Genomic DNA, 24107 nt, shown 5'->3' on the forward strand with positions numbered 1-24107 from the left:
GGCCGCTCCTGCCTGCTCGCGTCGCGTCGCGTCGACTGCATCGGCGGACGGTCGGGAGCATCCAAGCTGACTCATAGGTACATCTGATGTGATGTTTCGATGCGTGTCCTGGTTGCAGACGATGAGATCGCCCTCGCCGACCTCGTCGCGAGGGGTCTGACCCAGCAGCACATGGCGGTGGACGTCGCCTACCGCGGCGACCACGCCGACGAACTGCTCGCCGTGAACGACTACGACGTGGTCGTGCTCGACCGCGACCTGCCCGGGGTGCACGGGGACGAGGTCGCTCGGCGGCTCGCCGCGCGTGGCTCGCTGACCCGGATCCTGATGCTCACGGCGGCGACCTCGCTGACCGACCGCGTCGCCGGACTCGAACTCGGTGCGGACGACTACCTGGCGAAGCCGTTCGAGTACCCGGAGCTCGTGGCCAGGGTCCGGGCACTGGGCCGTCGGGCGGTCGCCCCGGTCGCGCCGGTGCTCGAGCGTGGTGGCCTGCTGCTCGACTCGAACCGCCGGGTCGCGACGCGTGACGGTCGGCACCTCGACCTCACCGCCAAGGAGTTCGGCGTGCTCGAGACCCTGCTGCGCGCCGAGGGTCGGATCGTCTCGGCCGAGGAACTCCTCGAGAAGGTCTGGGACATGAACGTCGACCCGTTCACCACCGCGGTCCGCGTGACGATGTCGAAGCTCCGGCGGAAGCTCGGGGAGCCGGACCCGATCCGGACGCTCCCCGGGCAGGGTTACACGCTCTGATGCGTTCGTGGAGCATCCGGACCCGCACCGCGGTCGTGTTCGCGCTCACGTCGATGGCGCTGACGGCCGGGGTACTCGCGTTCGTGAACGTCTCGGCGCTGTGGTCGGTCGCGGACCAGCCGGCGTTCGCGTCGGTCCGGCAGGCGCCCGACGGACAGCGGGACGACGGGCAGCGGGACGACGGGCAGCCGGACGGGCGAGGGGACGACGGGCAGGGCCACGCTCCGTCGCCGGACCGGGACCAGGCGCCCGAGCAGGGCGCGGTCGACGTCCACGGGCCAACGGCCGGTGCCGAGGGCGACGACGCGTCGGTGGCCGTCGGCGGCGCGACCATCCAGCTCGTCGCCCAGGCGCAGTGGCAGTGGTCCGCGATCGGCGTCGCCGGGTCGGGCTGCATCGCCGGTGTCCTCGGGTGGTGGGTCAGCCGTCGGATGCTCCGGCCCGTCGACCGCATCACCGACCGCACGAACCGCATCTCGGCGTCGACGTTGCACGAGCGGATCGGCCTGGACGGTCCCGACGATGAACTCCGTCGGCTGTCGCGGACGATCGACCAGCTGCTCGACCGGCTCGAGGCGGCCTTCGACAGCCAGCGGCACTTCGTGGCCCAGGCGTCGCACGAACTCCGCACGCCGCTGGCCGTGCAGCGCGCGGCGCTCCAGATCGGGATGCCCGAGGGGGACCCGCGGCTCGACGCCGTCCGGGACGAGCTGCTCGAGCAGAACCGTCGCACGGAACACCTGGTGGAGAGCCTGCTCGTGCTGGCCGAGGCCGACCGCGGTCTGGACGGCCGGGTCGAGCGGGTGGACCTCGGTGCCGTCGTCGACGACGTCGTCACGGGCTGCTCCGCGGCGGCGGACGGGCTCGACGTCCGGGTGCTCGTGTCCGTGGACGCCCCGGCGTCGCTCGTCGTGCCCGCGGAACCCGTGCTCACGCGGCAGCTCGTCCTCAACCTCGTCGACAACGCCGTCGAGTACAACCGCGCCGGCGGGACCGTCCGGATCGCCCTGGACGCCGCGGGACTCACGGTCGAGAACACCGGACCGGTCGTGCCGAGCGAGGTCGTGGCCGAGCTGACCGAGCCCTTCCGGCGCTGCCCCGACTCGGGCGACCGCGCCGTGCGGCGGCACAGCGGCCTCGGGTTGTCGATCGTCGCCGCGATCGCCCGGGCGCACGGCTGGGCCCTGGCGATCGACGCGCTGGCCGAGGGTGGTCTGCGCATCCGCGTCGGTGTTTCGTCGACGTGACCTGACGGACACCCGGCACGAAACGCCCGCTCCGCTGGACTGGGTGACATGAAGCACACCACCGCACTCCGAACGGTCGCCCTCGTCCTCACCGCCGGGCTGGCCCTGCCGCTGGCCGCCTGCACCGCGACGCCGTCGGCCTCCTCCTCGTCCACGTCCTCCTCCTCTGCCGCCGGTCTCGGCGAACGCTGGGGCTCCTGCATGCGGGACGCCGGGTTCGACGTGACCGACCCCCAGGACGACGCCGTCCGGTCCGGGGCCGTCACGACACCGGACGGCGTCGACCAGGAGGCGTTCGCGCGCGCATCGAAGCAGTGCGCCGAGTCGCTCGGCGTGACGGGGGCGAGCACCGCGGACAAGCAGCGGTGGGAACGGGAGTACGCCGAGGTCGCGGACTGCATCCGTGAGCACGGCTACCCGGACCTGCCCGAGCAGCGACCGGGGGCTCTGGACTTCCAGTCGTACCCCCGGTCGTCGGAGGACGGCTTCCAGCAGACCGTGTCCGCGTGCCTGGCCGAGTTCTCGTCCGACACGAAGCAGCAGCAGGTCGGCTGACCCGGCTCCGAGCCCGCACGCACGCGCACGAACAGCACGCACGCGCACGAACAGAGAGAGCGACATGACGAAGCGCACCACCACCAGCACCACGACCGCCGCCGGGCTCCTGGTGCTCGCGGGCACCCTGGCCGGGTGCTCCACCGCCGGGCAGCCGTCGGGCGGCAGCACGAACGCCGCCGGCGGCACGAACACCGGCGGCACGGGCGGGTACGAGAGCTGCCTGCGGGAGAAGGGCTACGACTACCCGGACCAGGACGCGAAGGAGCACCTCGAACTGCGGATCCCGCAGGGCGCCGACGCCGCGCAGTTCCAGCAGGACCTGCAGCAGTGCCTGCGCGACAGCGGCGACGGTGCGGCGGGTTCGGCGAAGCCCCGGTCCGACGCCGAGCTCGACGCGTGGGACGCCGAGGTCGCGGCGTGCGTGCGTCGAGAGGGCATCGCGGACTTCCCGGACGACGTCGATGCGCGCGCCCCGATCCTCGAGCGCAACCCCGCCGCCGACGCAGCCGTGGACAAGTGCTCCAGCGAGATCGCCGCGGAGGACCAGAAGGAGCAGGGCGAGTGACCGCGCAGCGCAGCAGCCGGAAGCTCGTCGTCGCGGCGGCCGTCGTCGCGGTCCTCGGCGCCGGGGTCGGTGGGTGGGCACTCACGAGCCTGCCGTCGTCGACGCCCGCGTCGGCGGAGTCCACGGCCCAGCGGCACCACGAGACCGCGCCGGTGACGAAGGGCGACCTCGTCGACACGAAGACCTTCTCGGGCTCGCTCGGGTACGGCAAGCCGACCGGCGTGCCCGGTGCGGCATCCGGCACGCTGACCTGGCTGCCGAAGCCGGGCCAGGTCGTCCACCGCGACGAGCCGCTCTACGCGGTCGACGAACGTCCCGTCCGCGCGATGGTCGGCGCGACGCCGATGTGGCGCACGCTCGAGCGCGGGCGCAAGGGCGACGACGTGCAGCAGCTCAACGAGAACCTCGCGGCGCTCGGCTACGACGTCGCCGTCGACCGGACGTTCGGCCCCCGGACGGAGCGGGCGGTGCAGCGGTGGCAGAAGGACCGGGGGCTCGAGGTGACGGGGACGATCACGACGAACGACGTCGTCTTCGTCGATGGCGACGTCCGCGTCGAATCCGTCACCGGGGTCCTCGGTCAGCCGCCGGCGGGTGACCTGCTGCAGGTCACGAGCACGAATCGCGTCGTGACCGCCACGGTCCCGCAGCGTGACGCCGAGCGGATGGTCGTCGGCACGACGGTCCGGCTGCTCGTGAACGGCACGGGCGATCCGCTCGAGGGGCAGGTCGTCGACAACGAGCCGACCAAGGGCGACGACGGGACGACGAGCGTCGCGGTGACGATCAGCTTCGACCCGGGCGACCGGCAGCTGCCCGCGGCCGCCTCGGCCCGCATCGAGGCCGAGGGGCAGGCCGAGCGGGACGTGCTCAGCGTCCCGGTGTCCGCACTGCTCGCCGGCAGCACCGCCGATGCGTTCGCCGTCGACGTGGTGCGGCGCGACGGCACCACGAAGCGCGTCCCGGTCCGGGTCGGGTTCGTGGCCTCCGGCCGGGCAGCGGTGACGGGCGACGTCGCCGAGGGTGACCGGGTGGTGGTGCCGTGATGGCGTCCACCCGTCGTCCGGCCCCCGGGCCCGACCGGCACCCGACAGGCACGTCGGCGCGCACGTCCGCGGCCGACCACGCCCCGTCGCCCGTCCTGTCGCTGCAGGACGTCGTCAAGTCCTACGGCGAGGTCCAGGCCCTGCGCGGGGTGTCGCTCGAGGTGGACCACGGGGAGCTCGTCGCGGTCGTCGGCCCGTCCGGCTCGGGCAAGTCGACGATGCTCAACATCATCGGGACGCTCGACCGTCCGACCTCCGGGACGGTGACGATCGCCGGCAACGCGGTCGACCGGATGTCCGACGACGCACTGTCCGTGCTCCGGGCCGACCACATCGGGTTCGTCTTCCAGCACTTCCACCTGCAGCCCGGTGCCACCGCGGCAGAGAACGTCGCCGACGGCCTGCTGTACGCCGGGGTGTCCCGGTCCGAGCGGCACGAGCGTGCGGTCCGGGCGCTCGAACGGGTCGGCCTCGGTCGCCGCGCGGGGCACCGTCCCGGCCAGCTGTCGGGCGGCGAGAAGCAGCGCGTCGCGATCGCCCGGGCGATCGTCGGCGAACCGACGATCCTGCTCGCCGACGAGCCGACCGGCGCGCTCGACACGGCGACCGGCGGCGCGATCCTCGACCTGCTCCACGAGCTCAACGAGGAGGGCACCACCGTGCTCGTGATCACCCACGACCTGGACCTCGCCGCCGACCTGCCCCGGCAGGTGCGGATGCGCGACGGCCAGGTGCAGCAGGACAGCACGGGCGGGGACGCCAGGAGCCTGGCCGACGCGATCGCGGGAGGTGCGCGGTGAGCGCCGGGGCCGTCCGGTCCAGCGCCGGGGCCGTCGGGTCCGTCGCCGGGGCCGTCGGGTCCCGCGCCGGGGCCGTCCGCTCCCGCGTCGGGCTCGGCGACCTGCTCCGCCTCGGCGTGTTCGGCCTCCGCACCCGTCCGACCCGTGTGGTCCTGTCCGCGCTCGGCATCGCCATCGGCATCGCGGCGATGATCGCGGTCGTCGGGATCTCGAGCTCGAGCAAGGCCGAGCTGGACCGGGTGCTCGACGCACTCGGGACCAACGTCCTGACCGTGACCGAGGCGCAGTCCTTCGGCGAGTCGACGCCGCTGCCGCCCACCGCGGTGGACTCGGTCGCACGGCAGCGCGCCGTCGAGCGCGCCGCGGGCGTCGGGACGGTCAAGGGGGCGCACGTGTACCGCAACGCACTGGTGCCGGAGGGGGAGTCGCGCGGCATCCAGGTGATGGCGACGTGGGGCGACGTGCCCGACGTCCTCGGCGGGCAGCTCGCCGACGGACGCTGGGTCGACCCGGGCGCCGACGCCCCCGACCAGGTCGTGCTCGGTGCCGAGGCCGCGACGGCGCTGGGCATCGACGCGGTGGACCCCGACACCCGCGTCTGGACGGGCGGCCGCTGGGTGCAGGTCGTCGGGATCCTCGCCCCGCTCGAACTCGCCCCGGACCTGGACAACAGCGTCTTCGTGCCGCGTGGCACCGCGGCGGACCTCGGCTTCGACGGGCACCCGAGCGCGGTCTACACCCGCGTCGACCCCGAGCAGGTCGCGGCGGTCCGGGACCGCCTCGCCCGTGCGGTCTCGCCGCTCGCACCGACCGAGGTCGGGGTCACCCGGCCCTCGGACGCCCTGGCCGCGAAGAACGCGACCGACGACTCGTTCACCGGGCTCCTGGTCGGCATCGGCGGTGTGGCGCTGCTGGTCGGCGGCATCGGCGTCGCGAACACGATGGTGATCACGGTCCTCGAACGACGCGCCGAGGTCGGTGTCCGGCGGGCGCTCGGCGCGCGGCGACGGCACATCCGGGACCAGTTCCTCGTGGAGTCCCTGCTGCTGTCGACGCTCGGCGGCATGGCGGGGGTGGTCGTCGGCGTCGCGGTGACGGCCGCCTTCGCGATCAGCCAGCACTGGCCGGTCGCGGTGCCGCTCTGGGCGGTCGCCGGCGGCCTCGGCGCGACGATCGTCATCGGCGGGGTGTCCGGGCTGTACCCGGCCGCGCGCGCCGCGCGCATCCCGCCGACGTCGGCCCTCGCGGCCGTCTGATCCGCGCGGACGGCCGGGCTCGTCCGCCCAGCGCGACCGCCTGGAGGCCCGGTGCCGGTTCCTGGAACCGGCACCGGGCCTCCAGGCCTACCGTCCAGGACATGCCTGAGCTGCCCCTGCTGCGTCGCCTCACCGACTCCATCGAGCACGCGAGCGTGCTCGACAAGGCCGTCGACCTCGACACCCGCGCCGTCCGCGCGATCGCCAAGCCGAAGGCGCTGCGCCAGCTGCTGCACGGCGTGCCGATCGGTCACCCGCTGCACCCGCTGATGGTGCAGGTGCCGCTCGGCGCCTGGATCTCGGCGGCCGTCCTCGACACGATCGGGGGGAAGGGGAACGCCCGCGCGGCCCAGACCCTCACCGGCGTCGGGATCGCCTCGGCTGGGAGCGCCTCGATGGCGGGCTACGTCGACTGGGCCGAGCTGTCCCTCGAGCAGCGCCGCACCGGGTGGGTGCACCAGGCCGTGAACTGGGTCGGCATCACGTTCTTCGGGCTGTCGTGGTGGCAGCGCCGGAAGGGCAACACCGCCGCTGGCAAGGCCCTCGGGTTCGTCGGCCTGGCGGTCGTCGGGGTCGGCGGGTACCTCGGCGGGCACCTGTCGTACCGGCAGCGGGCCGGCGTCGGGTCGAGCGACCGGGTACCGTTCGACTCCTGATCCCGCACGCACCGACGCCCGTCCCGCTCCGGTGGGGCGGGCGTTCCTGCGTTCGTGTTGGTTCTGCGACGGAACAGTTGCGTTCGTGTGGCTTCCAGACGTACAGTTCCTGAAACCAACGGGAACGAAGGAGTTCGGGCATGTACGCAACGGAGCGGCAGGACGCCATCGCCGCCGCGCTGCAGTCGGCCGGGCGGGTGTCCGTCGCCGACCTCGCCGAGCACTTCGACGTCACCACCGAGACCGTCCGCCGCGACCTCGGCGCGCTCGAGACCGCCGGGGTCCTGCGCCGCGTGCACGGGGGAGCCGTCCCCGTCGGACGGTCGAGCATCGTGGAGCTGTCCGTCGCCGAGCGCGAGGGCCAGCACGGCACCGCGAAGACCGCGATCGCCCGGGCCGCGATGCGCCTGGTCCCGCCGACCTTCACCGGCTCGATCGCCCTCGACGCCGGCACCACCTGCGCGGCCGTCGCCGCCGAGCTCGTGCGCTGGGAACCCGCGACGCCCGGCGCGACGCTGACCGTCGTCACGAACTCCGTGCCGATCGCCGCCGCCCTGCAGCACAGCGAGCACGTCGAGCTGCACCTGCTCGGCGGCCGCGTCCGCGGGGTCACGAGCGCCGCGGTCGGCACCGCCACGGTCGAGCAGATCGGGGCGCTCCGGCCCGACATCGCCTTCGTCGGCACGAACGGGCTGTCCGCGGGCTTCGGCCTGAGCACCCCCGACGAGTACGAGGCCGGCGTCAAGGGCGCCTACGTGCTCGCCGCCCGCCGCAGCGTGGTCCTCGCCGACGCCGCCAAGCACGGGGTCGAGGCGCTCATGCGCTTCGCCCGCCTCGACGAGATCGACACGCTCGTCACCGACCAGGAGCCCCCGGCGGACCTCGCCGTGGCGCTCGCCGACGCCGACGTGGAGGTCGTGGTCGCATGAACCAGACCAGCGCTGCCGCCGGCAGCACCGCCAGCACCCGCATCGTCACCGTGACGCCCAACCCGTCCCTCGACCGGACGATCGAACTCGCCGGGGAGCTGCAGCGCGGTGCCGTGCAGCGGGCCGTGCACACCACGGCCGAGCCCGGCGGCAAGGGCGTCAACGTCTCCCGGGTCGTCGTGGCCAGCGGCGGCGACACCCTCGCGGTCCTGCCCGGGGACGAGCTCGACCCCGTGCTGCTCGGGCTCGCGACCCGTGGCATCCCGACCGCAGCGCTGCCGATCGGCGCCCCGCTCCGGTCGAACGTGACCGTGACCGAGCCGACCGGCACCACGACGAAGCTCAACGAGCCCGGGCCCTCGCTCGCCGGCCGCCTGGACGACCTCGCCGCGCTCGTCGCCGACGCCGCCGGGCCCACCGCGACCGGACCGGCCGCACGCTGGGTGGTGTTCGCCGGCTCGCTGCCGCCCGGGCTCCCGGACGACGCGCTCGCGGTCCTCGTCCGCGCGGTCCGCAGGCGGCACGGGGACCAGGTCCGCATCGCCGTCGACTCGTCGGGCGTCCCCTTCACGGCACTGCTGCAGTCCGGGGAGCGCATCGACCTGGTCAAGCCGAACGCCGAGGAGCTCGCCGAGGTCGTCGGCGGCGACCCGGAGGGCTACGAGCGCGACCCCGCCGCCGCCGCGGTGGCCGCCCAGCGCCTCCGCGACAAGCACGTCGACGCCGTGCTGCTCACGCTCGGCAGCGCCGGCGCCGTCCTCGTCTCGGACGAGGGGGCCTTCGCCGCCGCGGCACCGCGCATCACCGCGCGGTCCACGGTCGGCGCGGGGGACTCCTCGCTCGCCGGCTACCTGCTCGCCGAGGTCGCCGGTGCGACCCCCGCCGAGCGGCTCGCCCAGGCCGTCGCCACCGGAGCCGCCGCTGCGGCGCTCCCCGGCAGCGACGTGCCCGCCCTCGACCACACCGACCCCGGCAGCGTGACCGTCCGGACCCTGCACCCGTCGCAGGTCCCGGAACCGATCGCCTGACCGACACCGCAGCACCGCCCCCGTCAGCACCACCCCCGTCAGCACCACCCCCGTCAGCACCACCCGAACCAGCACTGCCCGCGCCACGGCGCCACTGCAAAGGAGCAACCCCATGTCCGCAGACACGACGCAGCGCCTCATCAGCGCCGAGCTCGTCGGCCTCGACGAGGACCTCGGCGGGACGTCGTCCGACGTCATCCGCGTGCTCGCCGACCGCGTCGCCGCCACCGGCCGCGCGGCCGACGGTGCCGCCCTCGCCGACGACGCGATCAAGCGCGAGGCGAGCGTCGGCACCGGCGTCCCCGGCGGCATCGCGATCCCGCACGCCCGGTCGGCCTCGGTCTCGAGCCCGACGCTGGCGTTCTCCCGCCTGGCCCGGAAGGTGCCGTTCGGCGCACCGGACGGCGACGCGGACATCGTCTTCATGATCGCCGTGCCCGAGGGCGCCGACAAGGACCACCTGACGGTCCTGTCGACCCTCGCCCGGGCGCTCATCCGCGACGACTTCACCGCCGCGCTCCGCGCCGCCGCGACCCCGCAGGACGTCGTGGACCTGGTGCAGCGCGAGGTCGGCGGCGAGGTCGCCGAGGCCGGCGTCGGCGCCGCCCCCGCAGCTCCCGCCGCCGCGGCCCCGACGTCCACGACGGCCGGGACCGGTGCCCGCAAGGTCATCGTCGGCGTCACCGCGTGCCCGACCGGCATCGCGCACACGTACATGGCCGCCGACGCCCTCGTCGCCGCGGCCGAGCGCGCCGGTGCCGAGATGCACGTCGAGACGCAGGGCTCCTCGCAGGTCGAGCCGCTCGACCCCGCACTGATCGCCCGTGCCGACGCCGTCGTGTTCGCGGTCGACGTGGACGTCCGCGACCGCGCACGCTTCGCCGGCAAGCCGCTCGTCTCCGGTCCCGTCAAGCGCGGTGTCGACGAGCCGGACAAGATGATCGCCGAGGCTCTCCGTGCCGCCGACGACCCGAACGCCGCACGCGTGCAGGGCGGTGCCGCGACGACCGCCGAGTCGAACACGGCGGACGAGCACTTCGGCCAGGCCCTCAAGCGGTGGCTGCTGACCGGCGTCAGCTACATGATCCCGTTCGTCGCGGGCGGCGGACTCCTGATCGCGCTCGGCTTCCTGCTCTCCGGCTACGGCATCGCGCTGCAGCACGGCGACTCCGGCCAGAACAACGCCGTCTACACGCTGACGAACTACACGCTGCTGAACCTGCCGCCCGAGGGACTGGCGTACTACCTCGGTGCCGCCGCGTTCCAGATCGGCGGGGTGTCCCTCGGGTTCCTCGTCGCCGCCCTGGCCGGGTACATCGCGTACGCCATGGCCGACCGGCCCGGCATCGCGCCCGGCTTCGTCGCCGGCTCGATCGCCGTGTTCATGAACGCCGGCTTCCTCGGCGGGCTCGTCGGTGGTCTCATCGCCGGTGCCGCCGCGTACTGGATCGGGCGCATCCCGACCTGGCGCTGGCTCCGCGGCCTCATGCCGGTCGTGATCATCCCGCTGTTCGCGTCGATCATCGCCTCGGGGCTCATGCTCCTCGTGCTCGGCGGCCCGATCGCCTGGCTCATGACGGAACTCACCGCGTGGCTCAACTCGCTCAACGGCGCCTCGGTGGTCCTGCTCGGCATCATCCTCGGCCTGATGATGGCGTTCGACCTCGGTGGCCCGGTGAACAAGGTCGCCTACTCGTTCGCCGTCGCCGGGCTCGGTGCCGGCACCGCGTCCAACGTCGTGCCGTTCGAGATCATGGCCGCCGTGATGGCCGCGGGCATGGTCCCGCCGCTGGCCCTCGCGCTCGCCTCGACCGTCCTGTACCGCAAGGGCTTCACGAAGCCGGAGCGTGAGAACGGCAAGGCCGCGTGGCTGCTCGGTGCGTCGTTCATCTCGGAGGGTGCGATCCCGTTCGCCGCCGCCGACCCGCTGCGGGTCATCCCGGCGTCGATGGTCGGTGCCGCGGTCACGGGCGCGCTGTCGATGGCCGCCGGTGTGACCTCGCGGGCCCCGCACGGTGGCGTGTTCGTGTTCTTCGCGATCGACTCGTTCCTGGTCTGGGTGCTCGCGATCCTGGCCGGCACGGTGGTCTCCGCGCTGGTGCTCGTCGCCCTGAAGAAGTGGGTGCGCCGTGCCCCCGCGGCGGACGCCGCGGCCGCCCACGAGGCGGCGGTGGCCGGCGAGACGGTCGGTCAGCGCGCTCCGGCGGCGGTCTGACGGTCGTCACCACCTGACGGACGGGAGGCGCGGTGTCAGCGGGCACCGCGCCTCCCGTCCGTCCGTGGTCGCCTCCGCGACGCCACGCGGGCCGGTCCGTCGGCGTCCCTGCCCTCGTCTCCTCGGCGCACGTCCAGGTCCCGTGTCGGGATCTGACAGGACGCTCAGACAGAGTGGACCCATGACGACCGCCCCCACGCTGCCGCCGACCCTGCCCACCACGACCGTGCGCGCGGCCCAGGGGGCGACGGGGACCGAGGACCTCGGCGGTCTGTCCGGCTTCGTCCTGCAGGTGATCGACGCCCTGGGGGAGTGGGGCGTGGCGGTCATGCTCTTCGTCGAGACGGTCTTCCCGCCGATCCCGTCCGAGGTGATCCTGCCGCTCGCCGGGTTCCTCGCGGGGGCCGGGCGGATGAACCTGGTGCTCGTGCTGCTGCTCGCGACGCTCGGCTCGTACCTCGGGGCGCTCGTGCTGTACTGGCTCGGCGCGGTGATCGGCTTCGAGCGGACCGTGCGCTGGCTCGGCAAGCTGCCCCTCGTCGACGAGGACGACTTCCGCAAGGCCGCCGACTGGTTCCACCGGCACGGTCGGAGCGCGGTGTTCTTCGGCCGGTTCGTGCCGATCGTCCGCAGCCTGATCTCGCTGCCCGCCGGCGCCGACCGGATGCACCTCGGCACGTTCTCGCTGTTCACGATCATCGCGAGCAGCATCTGGAACAGTGCCCTCGTGCTGCTCGGTGCCGCGTTCGGGACCCAGTACGACAAGGTCGAGCAGTACACCGAGTGGATCGACCGGGTGCTCTACGTCGCGATCGCGGTCGTCGTGGTCACGTTCGTGGTGCGGCGCGTCCGCCGGGCACGGGCCCAGCGGCGAGCCGGTCGGGACGAGGTGAGTGCCGGCCAGCGGCGAGCCGGTCGGGACGAGGCGAGCGCCGGGCTGCAGCACGATCGGGACGAGCCGACCGCCGAGCGACGCGACGACGAGCCCGCGGCAGCCGTCCACGGTCGCCGTCGCGCGACGACCGCGGACGACTGACGGGTCACTTCTTCGTGAGGGCCGACTCCTTGTGGGCGGCCTTGTTGCCGGACTTCTCCGACTCGACGATCCAGTACGGGTCGTCGTCCGTCGGCGTGAAGTGCTGCCCCTCGAACGTGAAGTCCTTCGTCTTCTTCTCGACGACGGTGCCCGTGGTGGTGCCCTGCGAGGTGTTCCAGTGCACCTCGTCGCCCTTCGACAGCGCCATGATGTCCTCCTTGCGTAGTCCTGCGTGGTCGTGAGCCCGGACTGTACCCCCGTACTTCCGCGGAACGACGCGGTTCTGTCCCCCATCACGATGTCGTAACGCCCCTGCGGGACGCGGGTGGGACGCGTACCGTTGGCGACAGGTCACCTTGCGGCAGTTGCCGCGGATCCCCGATGACCGACGACTGATCGAAGTGCCCCATGACCCTGGTCGACAGCGCCCGAGCTGACACGGTCCTCGCCGGGCGGTACCGCCTGGTGAAGCTCATCGGCACCGGCGGCATGGGTTCCGTGTACGAGGCACGCGACGAGCACACCTACCGTGCCGTCGCGGTGAAGATGTTCGCCACGCCCGACTCGATGACGACCGCCGACCGGGTCCGCCAGGAGCGCGAGATCCGCCTGCTCAGCATGCTGTCGCACCCGGGCCTCGTCCCGCTCTACGACGCAGGCACGCACGAGTTCGAGGACGGTCCGCACCGGTACATCGTGATGGAGCTCATCGCGGACACGACGCTCCTCCGGCGGCTCGCGGGCGGTGCGCTGCACAACTACGAGGTGGCCGACCTCGGCGCCCAGCTCGCCGACGCCCTGGCCTACGTGCACTCGCGCGGCATCGTGCACCGGGACGTCAAGCCGGCGAACATCCTCATCAACGACGAGGGCGCCTCCGGGTTCGCCCGGTCGGTCAAGCTCACCGACTTCGGCGTCGCGCACTTCGTCGACGGCTCGCGACTGACGAACGACGGCACGATCATCGGCACGGCGGCGTACCTCAGCCCCGAGCAGGTCGCCGGGGAGCCGATCGGCTTCGCGACCGACGTGTACTCGCTCGGCCTCGTGCTCCTCGAGTCGCTGACCGGCAAGCAGGAGTACTCCGGCACCCTGATCGAGGCGGCTCTCGCTCGCCTCCGGCACGACCCCGTCGTCCCCGAGCGCGTCGGCGCGGACTGGCACGACCTGCTCGCCAAGATGACGCACCGCGACCCGTCCCGCCGCCCGACCGCGGTGGCCGTCGCCAACGCCCTACGCGGCGGTTCGACGCAGGTCACCGGTCCGGTGCCGCTCGGCCCCGACCGCGAGAAGCACAAGCACGCCCACAAGCTGCACCGCGCCGCACGGCGGCACGCCAAGCGCGGCACGTTCACCGCCGTCCGGCGCTGGCGTCGCCGGAACGTGCTCGTCGGGTCCTTCGCGGCCTTCGGGGTGCTCGCCGCGTGCGTCGCCGCGTACGTGGCCGGCACGCTGCACTAGCCCCCGGCAGCCCTGGCAGGATGGGTCCATGACCGACCAGCGCTGGATCAAGATCTGCGGGCTCTCCACGCCCGAGACCGTGGACGCCGCGATCGACGCGGGTGCCGACGCGGTCGGGTTCGTCTTCGCCGCGGGCAGTCCCCGCACGGTGACCGCGGACCTCGCCAAGGAGCTCGTCGAGCGGGTGCCGGACGGCATCGACGCCGTCGGGGTGTTCCGCGACCAGGCGATCGACGAGGTCGTCGGCATCGCCTCCGAGGTCGGGCTCACCACCCTGCAGCTGCACGGTCGCGAGTCGGCGAGCGACTTCGCCCGTGCCCGCGACGCCGGCTTCTTCACGATCCGTGCGGTCGCCGCCGAGGACTACCTCCGCGAGACCACCGAGCAGCGTGCCGCCTACGACCACGACCTGCTGCTCATCGACGCCGCCGTGCCCGGGAGCGGGCACCTGGTCGACCCGACCACCGTCGCCGGCAGGATCGACGAGGCCTGGATCCTCGCCGGCGGGCTGACCCCCGCGAACGTCGTCGCCGCGGTCGAGGCACTGGACCCCGACGGGGTCGACGTCTCGAGCGGCGTCGAGTCCGAGCGCGGCGTCAAGGACGTCGCGAAGATCCGCTCGTTCGTCGAGGCGGTCCGCAGCATCCCCTGAGCGTGCCGGGTCGCGTCCGCGACGTGACCGGCGGACGGACGGGAGGCGCGGTGCCGGCTGGCACCGCGCCTCCCGTCCGTCCCGGTGCGCGTCAGCGCAGCGTCGGGGTGAGCTCCGTCAGGAACGCGTCGGTGTCCTCCCAGCCCTCGACCGCGTGGCAGGGCACGCCGAGGGCCTTGACCGGGTAGTCGTTGCCCTCGGGGTCGAGGCGGTCGCCGACGAACAGCATCTCGTCGAGCGCGATGCCGGTGATCTCGGAGAGGCGGCGCATGCCGTACGCCTTGTCGATGCCCTTGCGGGTGATGTCGACGCTCGTGGACCCGCCGGAGCGGACCTCGAGGTCGGGCAGCTCGGCCTGGACCAGGCGACGCAGGTGGTCCTTCTTCTCGCCCGTCGGGTCCCACTGCTTCTTCACGTCCACCGGGGCGGACTGCCCGAGGGCCGAGAAGGTGATCTGCGAGCCGCGGTCCTCGAGGATGTCCCCCCAGGTCTCGGACTCCCAGTACCCGTTCGCCTTCGCGACGGACTCGACGGCGGTGAGCGCGCGGGACTTCTCGTCGTCGGTCAGGTCCTCGGCGTACTGCAGGGCCCAGTCCGACCCGGACCAGCGGTAGTACGCGGTGCCGCAGGTCGGCAGCAGGTGCAGGTCGTCGAGCGGCAGGTCGTCACGGGCGCGGAGCGGGGTGACGAGCTGCTGCTCGAACTGCTGGAAGTTGCCGCCGGAGATGACCGCGACCGGGACGGCGGTCAACAGCGACGCGAAGGTCTCGAGCATGCGCGGGTCGAGCGGGGACTTCGACGGGGCGAGGGTGTCGTCGAGGTCGAAGGCGACGAGGCGGGGCGTGGTCATGCCCTCGATCCTGCCACGACGGCGGCGCACCCCGCGGTCGGCCTCCGGAGCGTGCGGGAAGCCGACCGCGGGGTGCGGGCTCGGGGTGCTCGGCTGGCCGGCGGGCACCGGCCCGGTGACGGCTACTCCTTGACGAGCACGACCTCGTCGAGGGGCAGGCGCGTGCGCGGGGCGGTCTCGCGCTCGGCGGCCTTCTCGTCGAGCTGCGACGGGTCCGCGACGGTGCCGATCGCCGTGACCGTGTACGGCAGGAACCGCTCGGGCAGGTCGAACGCGGCGCGGAGGCCCTCGGCGTCGATGCCGGCCATCTGGTGCACGTGCAGGCCCTCGGCGTGCGCCTGCACGGTGAGGGCGGCGAGCGACTGGCCGAGGTCGTACTGCGCGAACGGACGTGCCTCGCCGTCCTCGGTCGTGGTCTCGAGGATGCCGACCACGAGTGCGCTGGCGCGGAACGCCCAGGCGGCGTTGAAGCCGAGCAGGTTCTCGTTGATCTTGCGGAAGGTCTCGGTGCCCCGGCGGCCGGCGACGAAGCGGCGCGGCTGGTGGTTCATCGCGGAGGCGGCCCAGCGTGCGGCCTCGAGCACCGCGTCGAACTGCGCGTCCGAGATGGTCGCGGTCTCGTCGTAGGAACGGGGGCTCCAGCGTTCCTCGAGCAGCGGCACGAGCGGCTGGCTGGAGTCGGTCGAGCGGGAGAGCGTGGCAGGCGTCGCGGTCATGCTCCGTCGAACCACCGGGGCGGCCCGCGCATTTCCGACCTGTGCGGGCTCACATGGGACCCGCCCCGGCCACGTCCTGTCAGGATGGACCCGATGGGTGGCGTCTTGACCGGGTTCGCGATCATCGGCGCGATCATCGCCGCGGGGTACGTCGTGGGGCGCACCGGCCTGCTCGGACCGCACGCGCAGTTCGTGATGAGCCGACTGGCGTTCTTCGTGCTCATGCCGTGCCTGCTCTTCCACACCATCGCGACCGCGCACATCGAGACGCTGATCTCCCCGATGCTGTGGGTGTCGCTCGTGAGCGCCGTGACCGTGGCCATCGTCGCCGTGGTGCTGTTCCGGGTGGTGCTGCGCCGCTCGGTCGCGACGACGACGGTCGGTGCGCTGGCCTCCGGCTACGTGAACGCGAACAACATCGGGCTGCCGGTCGCCGTGTACGTGCTCGGGCAGGCCACGGCCGTGGTGCCGGTGATCCTGCTGCAGCTCGTGCTGCTCGCGCCCCTGGCCCTCACCGTGCTCGACGCCGCCACCGCCTCCGGCGGCGGGTGGCGCAGCCGGGTCGCCGGGCCGTTCCGCAACCCGATCATCATCGCCTCGCTCGTCGGGCTGCTGTGCTCGGCGTTCCGCGTCGAGCTGCCGGCGCCCGTGCTCGAGCCGTTCTCGCTCGTGGGCGCGGCGGCGGTGCCCGTCGTCCTGCTGTCCTTCGGCATGAGCCTGCACGGTGCGGCACCCCTGCGCGACCCCGCGATCCGGGCCGACGTGCTGGTCGCCTCCGGGCTGAAGCTCGTGGTGATGCCCGCGGTGGCCTTCGTGGTCGCCCGGTTCGTGTTCGGGCTCGACGACCAGGACGTGTTCGTGCTCACGACGCTCGGGGCGCTGCCCGCGGCGCAGAACGTGTTCAACTACGCGCAGCGGTACCGGGCGGCGGTCCCGGTGGCGCGGGACGTCGTGCTGCTCACGACGGTCGGGGCGGTGCCGGTGCTCGTCGTCGTCGCGGCGCTGCTGCACCCGTAGGCGGGCCGGGGCGCGCCGGGCGCGGGCCCGGCTGGCGCGGGCCCGCGTCGGCGGCTGGCGGGCGCGCCGCACAACGGAAGGCACGTCGCGCCACGGAGTTCCGTGGTGCGACGTGCCCCGCGTTGTGCGGGGGCGCGTCGCGCCGCCGGTCGCCGGGCGCGACGGGCGCGGGGCGCGACGGGCGCGCGGGGCGCGGCGGGCGCGCCGGGCCCGCCGAGCGCGGCGGCCGACGGCGGCCGGCGTCAGAAGATCATCGGGCGGTCGTCGTCGAGCGCGGTCTCGAGGTCGAGGTCCACGACCACCGGCACGTGGTCGCTCGGGGCGTCGCCCTTGCGCTCGTCGCGGTGGATCGACGCGTCCGTCACGACGTCGGCGAACGCCTCCGACCCCATCACGAAGTCGATGCGCATGCCCTCGTTGCGGGGGAAGCGCAGGGACTTGTAGTCCCAGTACGTGTAGCCCTCGGGCACGATGGGCCGGACGACGTCCTGCAGGCCGCGCTCCTCGAAGGCACGGAACGCGGCACGCTCCGGCTCGCTCACGTGCGTGGCGCCCTCGAACACGCGCACGTCCCACACGTCACGGTCGAACGGAGCGACGTTCCAGTCGCCCATCAGCGCGAGCTTCAGCGACGGGTCCGCCGTGAGCCACTCGGTCGTGCGGTCGGCCAGCCGGGCGAGCCAGTCGAGCTTGTACGTGTAGTGCGGGTCGCCGAGCTCCCGGCCGTTCGGCACGTAGAGGCTCCAGAGCCGGACGTCCTCGACCGTGACACCGATCGCGCGGGCCTCGACGGGGAGGTCTGGCCCCTCGTGGCCCTTGAGGAAGCCGGGCTGGCCGGGGAAGTCGCGGGTGACGTCCTCCATCGGCAGACGGCTCGCGAAGGCCACGCCGTTCCACTGGTTCAGGCCGTGCGCCTCGACCTGGTACCCGGCCGCCTCGAACGCCTCGACCGGGAACTGCTCCGGCTTGCACTTGATCTCCTGCATGCCGAGGACGTCGACGTCCTCGCGGACCAGCCAGTCGACGATCCTGCCCACTCGGGTGCGGACGGAGTTGACGTTCCAGGTCGCGACGCGCATGGGATCGAACCTACCGGTGCCGACGTGACGGCAGCCGAGCCGGCGAGCTGCTGGCTAGAAGCGGACGCCCCGTGCCGCCATGAACGGCGCCGGGTCGGTCGTGGCGCCGCCGATGTGGACCTCGTAGTGCAGGTGGCACCCCGTGGAGTTGCCCGTCGAGCCGACGAGGGCGATGAGCTGCCCGGCCGAGACCTGCTGGCCCTTCGCGACGCGGAACCCGCCGTCGACGATGTGCCCGTAGGCGGTCTGGAGGCCGCCACCGTGGTTGATGCGGACGTAGTTGCCGTACCCGCCGTACCGACCGACGTAGTCGACCGTGCCGGCCGACGCCGCGACGATCGCCGTCGAGCAGCCGCTCGTCAGGTCGAGGCCGTCGTGCTTCGTGACGTTGCCGGTGATCGGGTGCACCCGGTAGCCGTACGGGCTGATGACGTAGCCGCCGGCCGGGCGGACCCAGCCGTTGCCGGACCCGGAGCCCACGGCACCGCCGCCACCGCCGGTGGACGGAGCCGGGGCGCCGCCCCCACCGCCGGGGCGGTTCGCGGCCGCCGCTGCCTGCTGCTCGAGCACGCGCTGTCGTGCCGCCGCGGCTTCGCGCGCCGCCTGCTCGGCGGCCGCCTTGCGCTCGGCCTCGCCCTTGGCGAACTCCTCTTCGGTCCGCACCCGGCCGGAGACCAGCGTCGCGAGCTGCGCGTCGAGCCGGGCCTTGTTGTCCTGCTGCTCGGTGTAGGCGGTCTGCACCCGGTCCGCCGCGGCCTGGGCAGCCTGCATGCGCCGTTCGGCCTCGGCCGCGAGCTCGTCGAGTGCCGCGGAGGCACGGTCGGCCTGGGCCGTCAGGGAACGGGCGACCGCTGCGTCGGCGGTGGCCGCTGCCTCGACCCGGTCGGCCTGCTCGGAGAGCTTGCTCAGCGCGCCGAGGTCGTACAGCAGGTCGCGGGTGCTCTCGCCCTCGGCCAGGACCGACGCCGTGACGTCGGCACCGCCGTGGCGTGCCATCTGCGCGGCGAACTGGCCGGCCTGGGCAGCGCTCTGCTCGGCGGTCTTCGTGTGCTCGTCGGCGTCGGCGCGGAGCTTCTGTTCCTTGGCGGCGGCTTCCTGCGCCTTGCTCTGGGCGTCGTAGAAGTCGTCACCGAGGCGCTCGGCCTCGGCCTCGGCCGCGGCGACCTCGGACTCGAGGCCGGACAGGATCCCCTGGATCTGGGTGATCTGCTCCTGCTTCTGGCTCTCCTGGCCGCGGGCCGCGAGGACGTCGGCCCACGAGGGGTACGTCGCGGCGCTGGCGTTCGGCGCGTCCAGCACCACCGACGCGAACAGACCGGTCAGGGCCAGGGCGGTGGCGGCGAGACGGATGCGCACGGTGGAACGCGGGGAGCGGTGGCTTGTGGGACGAGTCACGGAGTCGAGCCTATACATCCGTTCAGGCATCCCGCGGCGGTGGCGCGCCGCTGTGGACAACTCCGTGCGGTGTCAGAACCCGCGATCGCGCCGGATCCGGTCGGCGCTGCCCACCACGTCGCGCTGCAGGACGGCCGCACCGGCGGTGCCCGCGTAGTCGTAGACGTCGAACCCGTCGCAGTGCGTGATCGCCGCCGGACGGCCGAGCGAGTCCTCGACGGCCGTGGTCCAGACGTCGTTCGCCCCGATCACCACGAAGGTCGGCCGGGCGTCCCGGTAGGCCCCGAGGTCGACCAGCCACGGGTACGTCTCGAAGGTGTCGCGGACCTGCAGGAGCTCGACGTCCGACGAGGCGTACGCGGCGAGCGGGCGCACCGTCCAGAACTGTCCGACCCCGGTCACCCGTCGGCCGTCGGCCCACCGGTCGAGGCAGGCCGCGGGTGCGTACCGCGCGTGGGCCACGGCGGACAGCGTCCCGGGTGCGGTCGCGATCCCGGCGACCAGGACGACCGCGCCCGCGACCGCGAGGGCGGTCCGCACCCCGCGACGCGGCTGGTGCACCCGGGTCGACCGGACCGCCGAGCGGGTGAGCTCGGCGACCGCCACGAGGGCGAGCAGCGGCGCGGTGACGACGGGCTCGAGGTACCGCGGCGTCGACGACCCGGCGACGACCACGCCGACCGACACCGCGACGACGGTCACGAGCGGCAGCGCGGTCGCGACGAGGACGGTCCGGCTCGTGCGTGCCCGCCACGCCCAGACGGTGCCGCCCGCGGCGAGCAGCACCCCGACGAACAGCAGCAGCAGCCCGGCGTCCCCGGAGGCCGACCCGGCGCGGTCGTCGGTCAGCGCCGCGAAGAACGACACCGTCGTGCCCGCCCGGTCGGGGTGCACGTAGGTCGACGGGTCGAGCGACACGAACGGCCGGAGCGGCACCCGGAGCAGGTACCCGACGACCGCGCCGACGGCCAGGGCGGCGGCGACGCCGACCACCGGACGCCAGGGGAGTCTCCGGGCGAGCGCGAGGAGGACCAGGGTCACGACGACCGGACCGGCCGACCACGGCACGTACAGCGGGTTCGACGCGGTGGTGCACGCCGCGAGCAGGACGAGGACCACGAGCACCGTCGTCGACGCGCGCCCGGTCCGGACCGCCCGGAGCACGAGCACCGCGGTGCCGAGCATCGCCAGCAGGGCCCCGTAGTAGTACGTGGTCGTGAGCAGCAGCGAGGCCAGCTCGAGCGAGTTCGCGGTGGCCGACGACTCGGTGAGCACGAGCAGCGTCACGAACCCGAGCGCCACCGCCGAGACCGCGATCCGCGCCGACCGATGGGCCGCCGGCATGAGCTCGTTCGCCGCCGCGCGCACGAGGGCGTACACGGCGAGCAGGACGAGGACGCCGTTCAGGGCCAGCGCCTGCTGCGGCGTCGCCGTGACGAGGGAGCAGAGCAGGTAGACCGGCAGCTCGGGGAAGAAGAACAGCGCCGGGGACATCGCCCACTCGAACGGCTGCCCGAGGCGGATCGACCGCTCGACGAGCGGCAGCAGGACGGAGTCGCCGTCGTACCAGAGCAGGGCGACCCGCTCGGTGGCCACGAGGTGGCGCAGGGCGATGACGGACAGGGCCAGCGCGACCAGCGCGCCCAGTGCCTCCCGGCCGACCGTCGACCAGACCGGGCGGGACGGCCGGCGGACCGGTGGCGCCGCCAGCGCACCCGGCGCCGGGGACGGCGTCCCGTCGCTGGTTCCGGGCGCGACGTGGGGCATGCTGCGGAGCGTACCGAGGGTGCCGGGGCGCCACCTGCGGGCGCGGGGAGCGGCCGACGGGCGCGATCCGGGGGTGACCGACTACCCTTGTGGGCTGTGACCGACGCGCGCGAACAGCTGATCCAGCACATCTCGGACGATGCCGTGTTCCACGGCGACTTCACGCTGACCAGCGGGAAGCAGGCCTCGTACTACATCGACCTCCGCAAGGTGAGCCTCGACCACCGCGTCGCACCGCTCATCGGCCAGGTCATGACGGACCTGCTGCAGCAGGTCCCCGACGTCGACGCGGTCGGTGGGCTCACCATGGGCGCCGACCCGATCGCGAGCGCGGTGCTGCACCAGGCCGCCGCCCGCGGACTGTCCTACGACGCGTTCGTCGTCCGCAAGGAGCCGAAGGACCACGGTCGCGGCCGCCAGGTCGAGGGCCCGGACGTGCGCGGCAAGCGCGTCGTCGTGCTCGAGGACACCTCGACCACCGGTGGGTCGCCGCTCAAGGCCGCCGAGGCGCTCGAGCGCGAGGGCGCGGTCATCGCCGCGGTCGCGGTCGTCGTCGACCGGGACACCGGGGCGAAGGAGCGGATCGAGGCTGCGGGGTACCCGTACTTCGCGGCGATCGGGTTGGCCGACCTGGGGCTGAGCGCGTGACCGGGGAGCGTCCGGACGACGCGCGCGAGCCCGACGGTACGGCCGGCCCGGTAGACGGGGCGGACGGACGGGAGGCCCGCCCCGCGCCCGCCTCGGACGCTCCGTTCACGGGTCTCCGCAGTGCCGCCGACATCTTCGGAGCGCCGCGGACGGCCGACGAGTGGCCCTCGCGCCGCGAGCGGCGCGAGGCCGAGCGCGCGGCCCGCGAGACCGGGGCGCCGCTGCCGGAGCCGTTCGCGGCCGACGCCGCTTCCGGTGCCGGTGCTGGCACCGCTGACGCTGCGCCTGCTGAGCCTGCTGAGCCTGCTGCGCCTGCTGAGCCTGCTGCGCCTGCTGCGCCTGCCGCAGGTGCCGCCCGCGCGGGTGCCGAGCCGCTGGACGCCGGCGCGACGCAGGCGATCCCCATGGGTGCCGAGCTCCGCGAACCCTCGGTGAACCCGCAGGCGAGCATCGAGCACGAGCGCGCGACGCTCAGCGACCGGATCCCGCCGGCAGCGCCCGTCCCGCCGACCGGGGGCGCACAGCACCCGTCGTCGATCGCCCTGCCGACCGCGATGACGCACCGCGACCAGCGCGCCGCCGACAACCGGGCCGTCGAGGACGAGCGACGCCGCGCCGACCCGTTCGGCCAGGGCCGCACCGACGTCGACTGGCTCGGCCGGGCCACCGGCCCCGGACCCACGGCCGCCGCCGCCCCGCCGACCCCGACCGGGCCGGTCGCACAGCCGCTCGGCGTGCACGGCGTGCTGCCCTCCGGACCCGAGGTCCTGCCGTCCGCCCAGGAGCCGCCGAGCTTCACCGAGCTGCTGCGCCTGCAGGGTGCCGACGACGGCAGCGGAGCCGCCGGGGCCGCCGGGGCCGCCGCTGCGGAGCGTCCGTTCGACTGGGCGATCCGCGACGACGAGACCGGCGAGGTCCCCGCGACGCTCACCACCGACTCGTTCGACACCACGGCGTTCGGCGCCGGGTCCTGGTCGCTCGCCGACGAGTCCGACGACGACGTCGTCTCGGGCGAGGTCGACACCCCTCCCGGTGGGTTCCCGCTCGGACCGGTCACACCAGCCTCGGCAGCGGCACCAGCGGCAGCGGCACCGGGCAGCGACGAGTCGACCGCCGCCGAGCCGTCCTTCCCCGCGCCCGTCGCCGACGAGCCGCACGTTGTCGACCGCGGCGACGAACGCTGGCCCGCGGACGAGCCCGACGACGATCACGACGATCAGCGGCCCGGAGCCGACGCGCGCACGACGGTCCTGCCGGCCGCGCCGCCCGTGCCTGCCGCCGCCGAGCCCGCCGCACCCGTCCCGCCGCTCGTCGAGCCCGAGCCGGCGCCCCGGCCAGCCGCCACCCCGGCCGACCACCTGCCGTGGGCCGCCGACCCCGACCAGCGCGCCGCCGGGGAACCCGACCAGGTCCCTGTCGAGGAGCCCGACCGGCTCCCGGCGACGGCGCCCGACGACCTCGACCAGTCCGAGTGGGACGGCCGCGAGACGAGCGACACCGGCGTCATCAAGGACCTGTTCGGCACCGAGGCCGTGCAGCAGCTCGACGAGACCGGGTACGACCCCGAGGCGACCGGCACGCGGATGATGCCCGCCGTCGTCCGGCCCGACGAGCAGCAGGACCGTCGCGCCGTCCCCGCCGAACAGCCCTCCGTCGGTCCCGCGTCCGGTGCCGGAGCGCCGGGCTCCGCCGCGTCCGCGCGCGGGAACGGGTCGACCCCGTCCGCACGGGCGGACGACGGCGACCGCGACAACTTCATCAACGAGGGCGTCGCCCGGCTCCGGAGCGAGGGCAAGCGCGGCAAGCAGCTCCTCATCGGCGGCTCGATCGTGCTCATCGTCCTGCTGCTCGTCGCGGTCTTCGCCCTGACCCGGTGGATCCTCGGCGGCTCGATCGAGGAGCAGCGGCCCGCGGCGACCTCGAGCGCTGCCGCGTCGGCGCCCGCGACACCGGTGACGACGCCCGAGGCCGCCGCGGACAGCACGCCCGCCGCGCAGCCCGCGGCGACGCTCCGGTTCGCCACCACGCAGGCCCAGCCCGGCGTCCACACCTGGACCGACCTGGCCGGCGGCGAGTGCCTGACGCCGTACACGAACGCCTGGGCGGACTCGTACACGGTGGTCGACTGCTCGACGCCGCACACCGCCCAGCTGACCGCGCGCGTGCAGGTCGAGGCGAGCCAGTGGCCCGGGCCGGACGCCCTCGCGGCACAGGCGGCGAAGACCTGCCAGACGGCGCAGGCGATCGACACCGCGGCGGCCGCGAAGGTCGGTGACGTGCAGGTCCAGGGTGCCTACGCTCCCGACCAGACCACGTGGGACCAGGGCAACACGTTCATCTCGTGCTTCGCGACGCGGTCCTCCGGGGACATGCTGACCGGCTCGCTGGCGCCCTCCGGCAAGTAGGAGCACCGCCCCGGGTCGGAGACCTCCG

At 73.9% G+C, this 24107-nt stretch carries 23 protein-coding genes; 17 read left to right on the forward strand and 6 right to left on the reverse strand.

Going from position 1 to position 24107, the window contains the following annotated elements; translation table 11 throughout:
* Positions 1-99: 99 nt before the first annotated feature.
* The 12 genes from QOL15_RS03020 (at position 100) to QOL15_RS03075 (ending at position 12089) form a co-directional block, all read left to right on the forward strand.
* A complete protein-coding gene (locus QOL15_RS03020; RefSeq protein WP_071248940.1) occupies positions 100-753 on the forward strand; it encodes a response regulator transcription factor in 654 nt (217 codons plus the stop codon).
* On the forward strand, positions 753-2000 hold the full coding sequence (locus tag QOL15_RS03025; RefSeq protein ID WP_071248938.1) for a HAMP domain-containing sensor histidine kinase: 1248 nt from the start codon (positions 753-755) through the stop codon (positions 1998-2000). The genes QOL15_RS03020 and QOL15_RS03025 overlap by 1 nt, the downstream gene beginning before the upstream one ends.
* A gap of 48 nt (positions 2001-2048) precedes the next feature.
* Positions 2049-2555 carry a hypothetical protein gene (locus QOL15_RS03030; RefSeq protein ID WP_071248937.1) on the forward strand — a complete coding sequence of 169 codons (507 nt, stop codon included), beginning with the start codon at positions 2049-2051 and terminating at the stop codon, positions 2553-2555.
* Positions 2556-2619: 64 nt separating this feature from the next.
* A complete protein-coding gene (locus QOL15_RS03035) occupies positions 2620-3123 on the forward strand; it encodes a hypothetical protein (protein WP_071248935.1) in 504 nt (167 codons plus the stop codon).
* Positions 3120-4169: an efflux RND transporter periplasmic adaptor subunit gene (locus tag QOL15_RS03040; protein WP_071248933.1), complete on the forward strand. Its 1050-nt coding sequence runs from the start codon at positions 3120-3122 to the stop codon at positions 4167-4169. The genes QOL15_RS03035 and QOL15_RS03040 overlap by 4 nt, the downstream gene beginning before the upstream one ends.
* Positions 4169-4969, forward strand: coding sequence for an ABC transporter ATP-binding protein (locus tag QOL15_RS03045; protein ID WP_083394091.1), 801 nt, complete (start codon positions 4169-4171; stop codon positions 4967-4969). The genes QOL15_RS03040 and QOL15_RS03045 overlap by 1 nt, the downstream gene beginning before the upstream one ends.
* A complete protein-coding gene (locus QOL15_RS03050; RefSeq protein ID WP_217641011.1) occupies positions 4966-6225 on the forward strand; it encodes an ABC transporter permease in 1260 nt (419 codons plus the stop codon). The genes QOL15_RS03045 and QOL15_RS03050 overlap by 4 nt, the downstream gene beginning before the upstream one ends.
* 101 nt (positions 6226-6326) lie before the next feature.
* Positions 6327-6881: a DUF2231 domain-containing protein gene (locus QOL15_RS03055; RefSeq protein ID WP_065963102.1), complete on the forward strand. Its 555-nt coding sequence runs from the start codon at positions 6327-6329 to the stop codon at positions 6879-6881.
* A 140-nt stretch (positions 6882-7021) separates the two neighbouring features.
* Positions 7022-7810 carry a DeoR/GlpR family DNA-binding transcription regulator gene (locus QOL15_RS03060; protein ID WP_065963097.1) on the forward strand — a complete coding sequence of 263 codons (789 nt, stop codon included), beginning with the start codon at positions 7022-7024 and terminating at the stop codon, positions 7808-7810.
* Positions 7807-8838, forward strand: a complete 1032-nt coding sequence (locus tag QOL15_RS03065; RefSeq protein ID WP_071248931.1) for a 1-phosphofructokinase family hexose kinase — start codon at positions 7807-7809, stop codon at positions 8836-8838. The genes QOL15_RS03060 and QOL15_RS03065 overlap by 4 nt, the downstream gene beginning before the upstream one ends.
* A 112-nt stretch (positions 8839-8950) precedes the next feature.
* Positions 8951-11053: a fructose-specific PTS transporter subunit EIIC gene (locus QOL15_RS03070; RefSeq protein WP_065963093.1), complete on the forward strand. Its 2103-nt coding sequence runs from the start codon at positions 8951-8953 to the stop codon at positions 11051-11053.
* A gap of 181 nt (positions 11054-11234) precedes the next feature.
* A complete protein-coding gene (locus tag QOL15_RS03075; protein ID WP_083394090.1) occupies positions 11235-12089 on the forward strand; it encodes a DedA family protein in 855 nt (284 codons plus the stop codon).
* Positions 12090-12093: 4 nt separating this feature from the next.
* Here QOL15_RS03075 and QOL15_RS03080 read toward each other — a convergent pair whose 3' ends face one another.
* The gene (locus QOL15_RS03080) at positions 12094-12297 is read right to left on the reverse strand and encodes a DUF2945 domain-containing protein (protein ID WP_065963091.1); all 204 of its coding nucleotides are present in this window, start codon (positions 12295-12297) and stop codon (positions 12094-12096) included.
* A gap of 200 nt (positions 12298-12497) precedes the next feature.
* On the opposite strand from QOL15_RS03080, the gene QOL15_RS03085 reads away from it, so the two are divergent.
* Both QOL15_RS03085 and QOL15_RS03090 read left to right on the forward strand, forming a co-directional pair.
* Positions 12498-13550: a serine/threonine-protein kinase gene (locus tag QOL15_RS03085; protein ID WP_065963088.1), complete on the forward strand. Its 1053-nt coding sequence runs from the start codon at positions 12498-12500 to the stop codon at positions 13548-13550.
* 28 nt (positions 13551-13578) lie between these two features.
* The gene (locus QOL15_RS03090) at positions 13579-14202 is read left to right on the forward strand and encodes a phosphoribosylanthranilate isomerase (RefSeq protein WP_065963085.1); all 624 of its coding nucleotides are present in this window, start codon (positions 13579-13581) and stop codon (positions 14200-14202) included.
* 91 nt (positions 14203-14293) lie between these two features.
* On the opposite strand, the gene QOL15_RS03095 is transcribed toward QOL15_RS03090, so the two are convergent.
* Both QOL15_RS03095 and QOL15_RS03100 read right to left on the reverse strand, forming a co-directional pair.
* Positions 14294-15052 carry an HAD-IIB family hydrolase gene (locus tag QOL15_RS03095; RefSeq protein WP_065963083.1) on the reverse strand — a complete coding sequence of 253 codons (759 nt, stop codon included), beginning with the start codon at positions 15050-15052 and terminating at the stop codon, positions 14294-14296.
* Between the two features lie 122 nt (positions 15053-15174).
* On the reverse strand, positions 15175-15768 hold the full coding sequence (locus QOL15_RS03100) for a nitroreductase family protein (RefSeq protein WP_065963081.1): 594 nt from the start codon (positions 15766-15768) through the stop codon (positions 15175-15177).
* A 93-nt stretch (positions 15769-15861) separates the two neighbouring features.
* Between QOL15_RS03100 and QOL15_RS03105 the strand changes: the two genes are divergently transcribed.
* Positions 15862-16785 (forward strand): AEC family transporter, encoded by a 924-nt coding sequence (locus tag QOL15_RS03105; RefSeq protein WP_305405306.1) that lies wholly within the window; start codon positions 15862-15864, stop codon positions 16783-16785.
* Positions 16786-17027: 242 nt separating this feature from the next.
* On the opposite strand, the gene QOL15_RS03110 is transcribed toward QOL15_RS03105, so the two are convergent.
* The 3 genes from QOL15_RS03110 to QOL15_RS03120 all read right to left on the reverse strand — a co-directional run bounded on the left by QOL15_RS03110 (position 17028) and on the right by QOL15_RS03120 (position 21026).
* Positions 17028-17864: an exodeoxyribonuclease III gene (locus tag QOL15_RS03110; RefSeq protein ID WP_071285228.1), complete on the reverse strand. Its 837-nt coding sequence runs from the start codon at positions 17862-17864 to the stop codon at positions 17028-17030.
* A gap of 54 nt (positions 17865-17918) precedes the next feature.
* Positions 17919-19259 carry a M23 family metallopeptidase gene (locus QOL15_RS03115; RefSeq protein ID WP_139266497.1) on the reverse strand — a complete coding sequence of 447 codons (1341 nt, stop codon included), beginning with the start codon at positions 19257-19259 and terminating at the stop codon, positions 17919-17921.
* Between the two features lie 72 nt (positions 19260-19331).
* Positions 19332-21026 (reverse strand): hypothetical protein, encoded by a 1695-nt coding sequence (locus QOL15_RS03120; RefSeq protein WP_071248836.1) that lies wholly within the window; start codon positions 21024-21026, stop codon positions 19332-19334.
* Between the two features lie 96 nt (positions 21027-21122).
* On the opposite strand from QOL15_RS03120, the gene pyrE reads away from it, so the two are divergent.
* Positions 21123-21674, forward strand: a complete 552-nt coding sequence (gene pyrE / locus QOL15_RS03125) for an orotate phosphoribosyltransferase (RefSeq protein WP_065965026.1) — start codon at positions 21123-21125, stop codon at positions 21672-21674.
* Positions 21675-22078: 404 nt separating this feature from the next.
* Entirely contained in the window at positions 22079-24079 is a 2001-nt protein-coding gene (locus QOL15_RS03130) for a hypothetical protein (RefSeq protein WP_071248833.1), read from the forward strand.
* Positions 24080-24107: the final 28 nt, after the last annotated feature.

Origin of the sequence: Curtobacterium sp. MCBA15_012 (assembly GCF_001864935.2) — a bacterium.
Lineage (GTDB): Bacteria > Actinomycetota > Actinomycetes > Actinomycetales > Microbacteriaceae > Curtobacterium.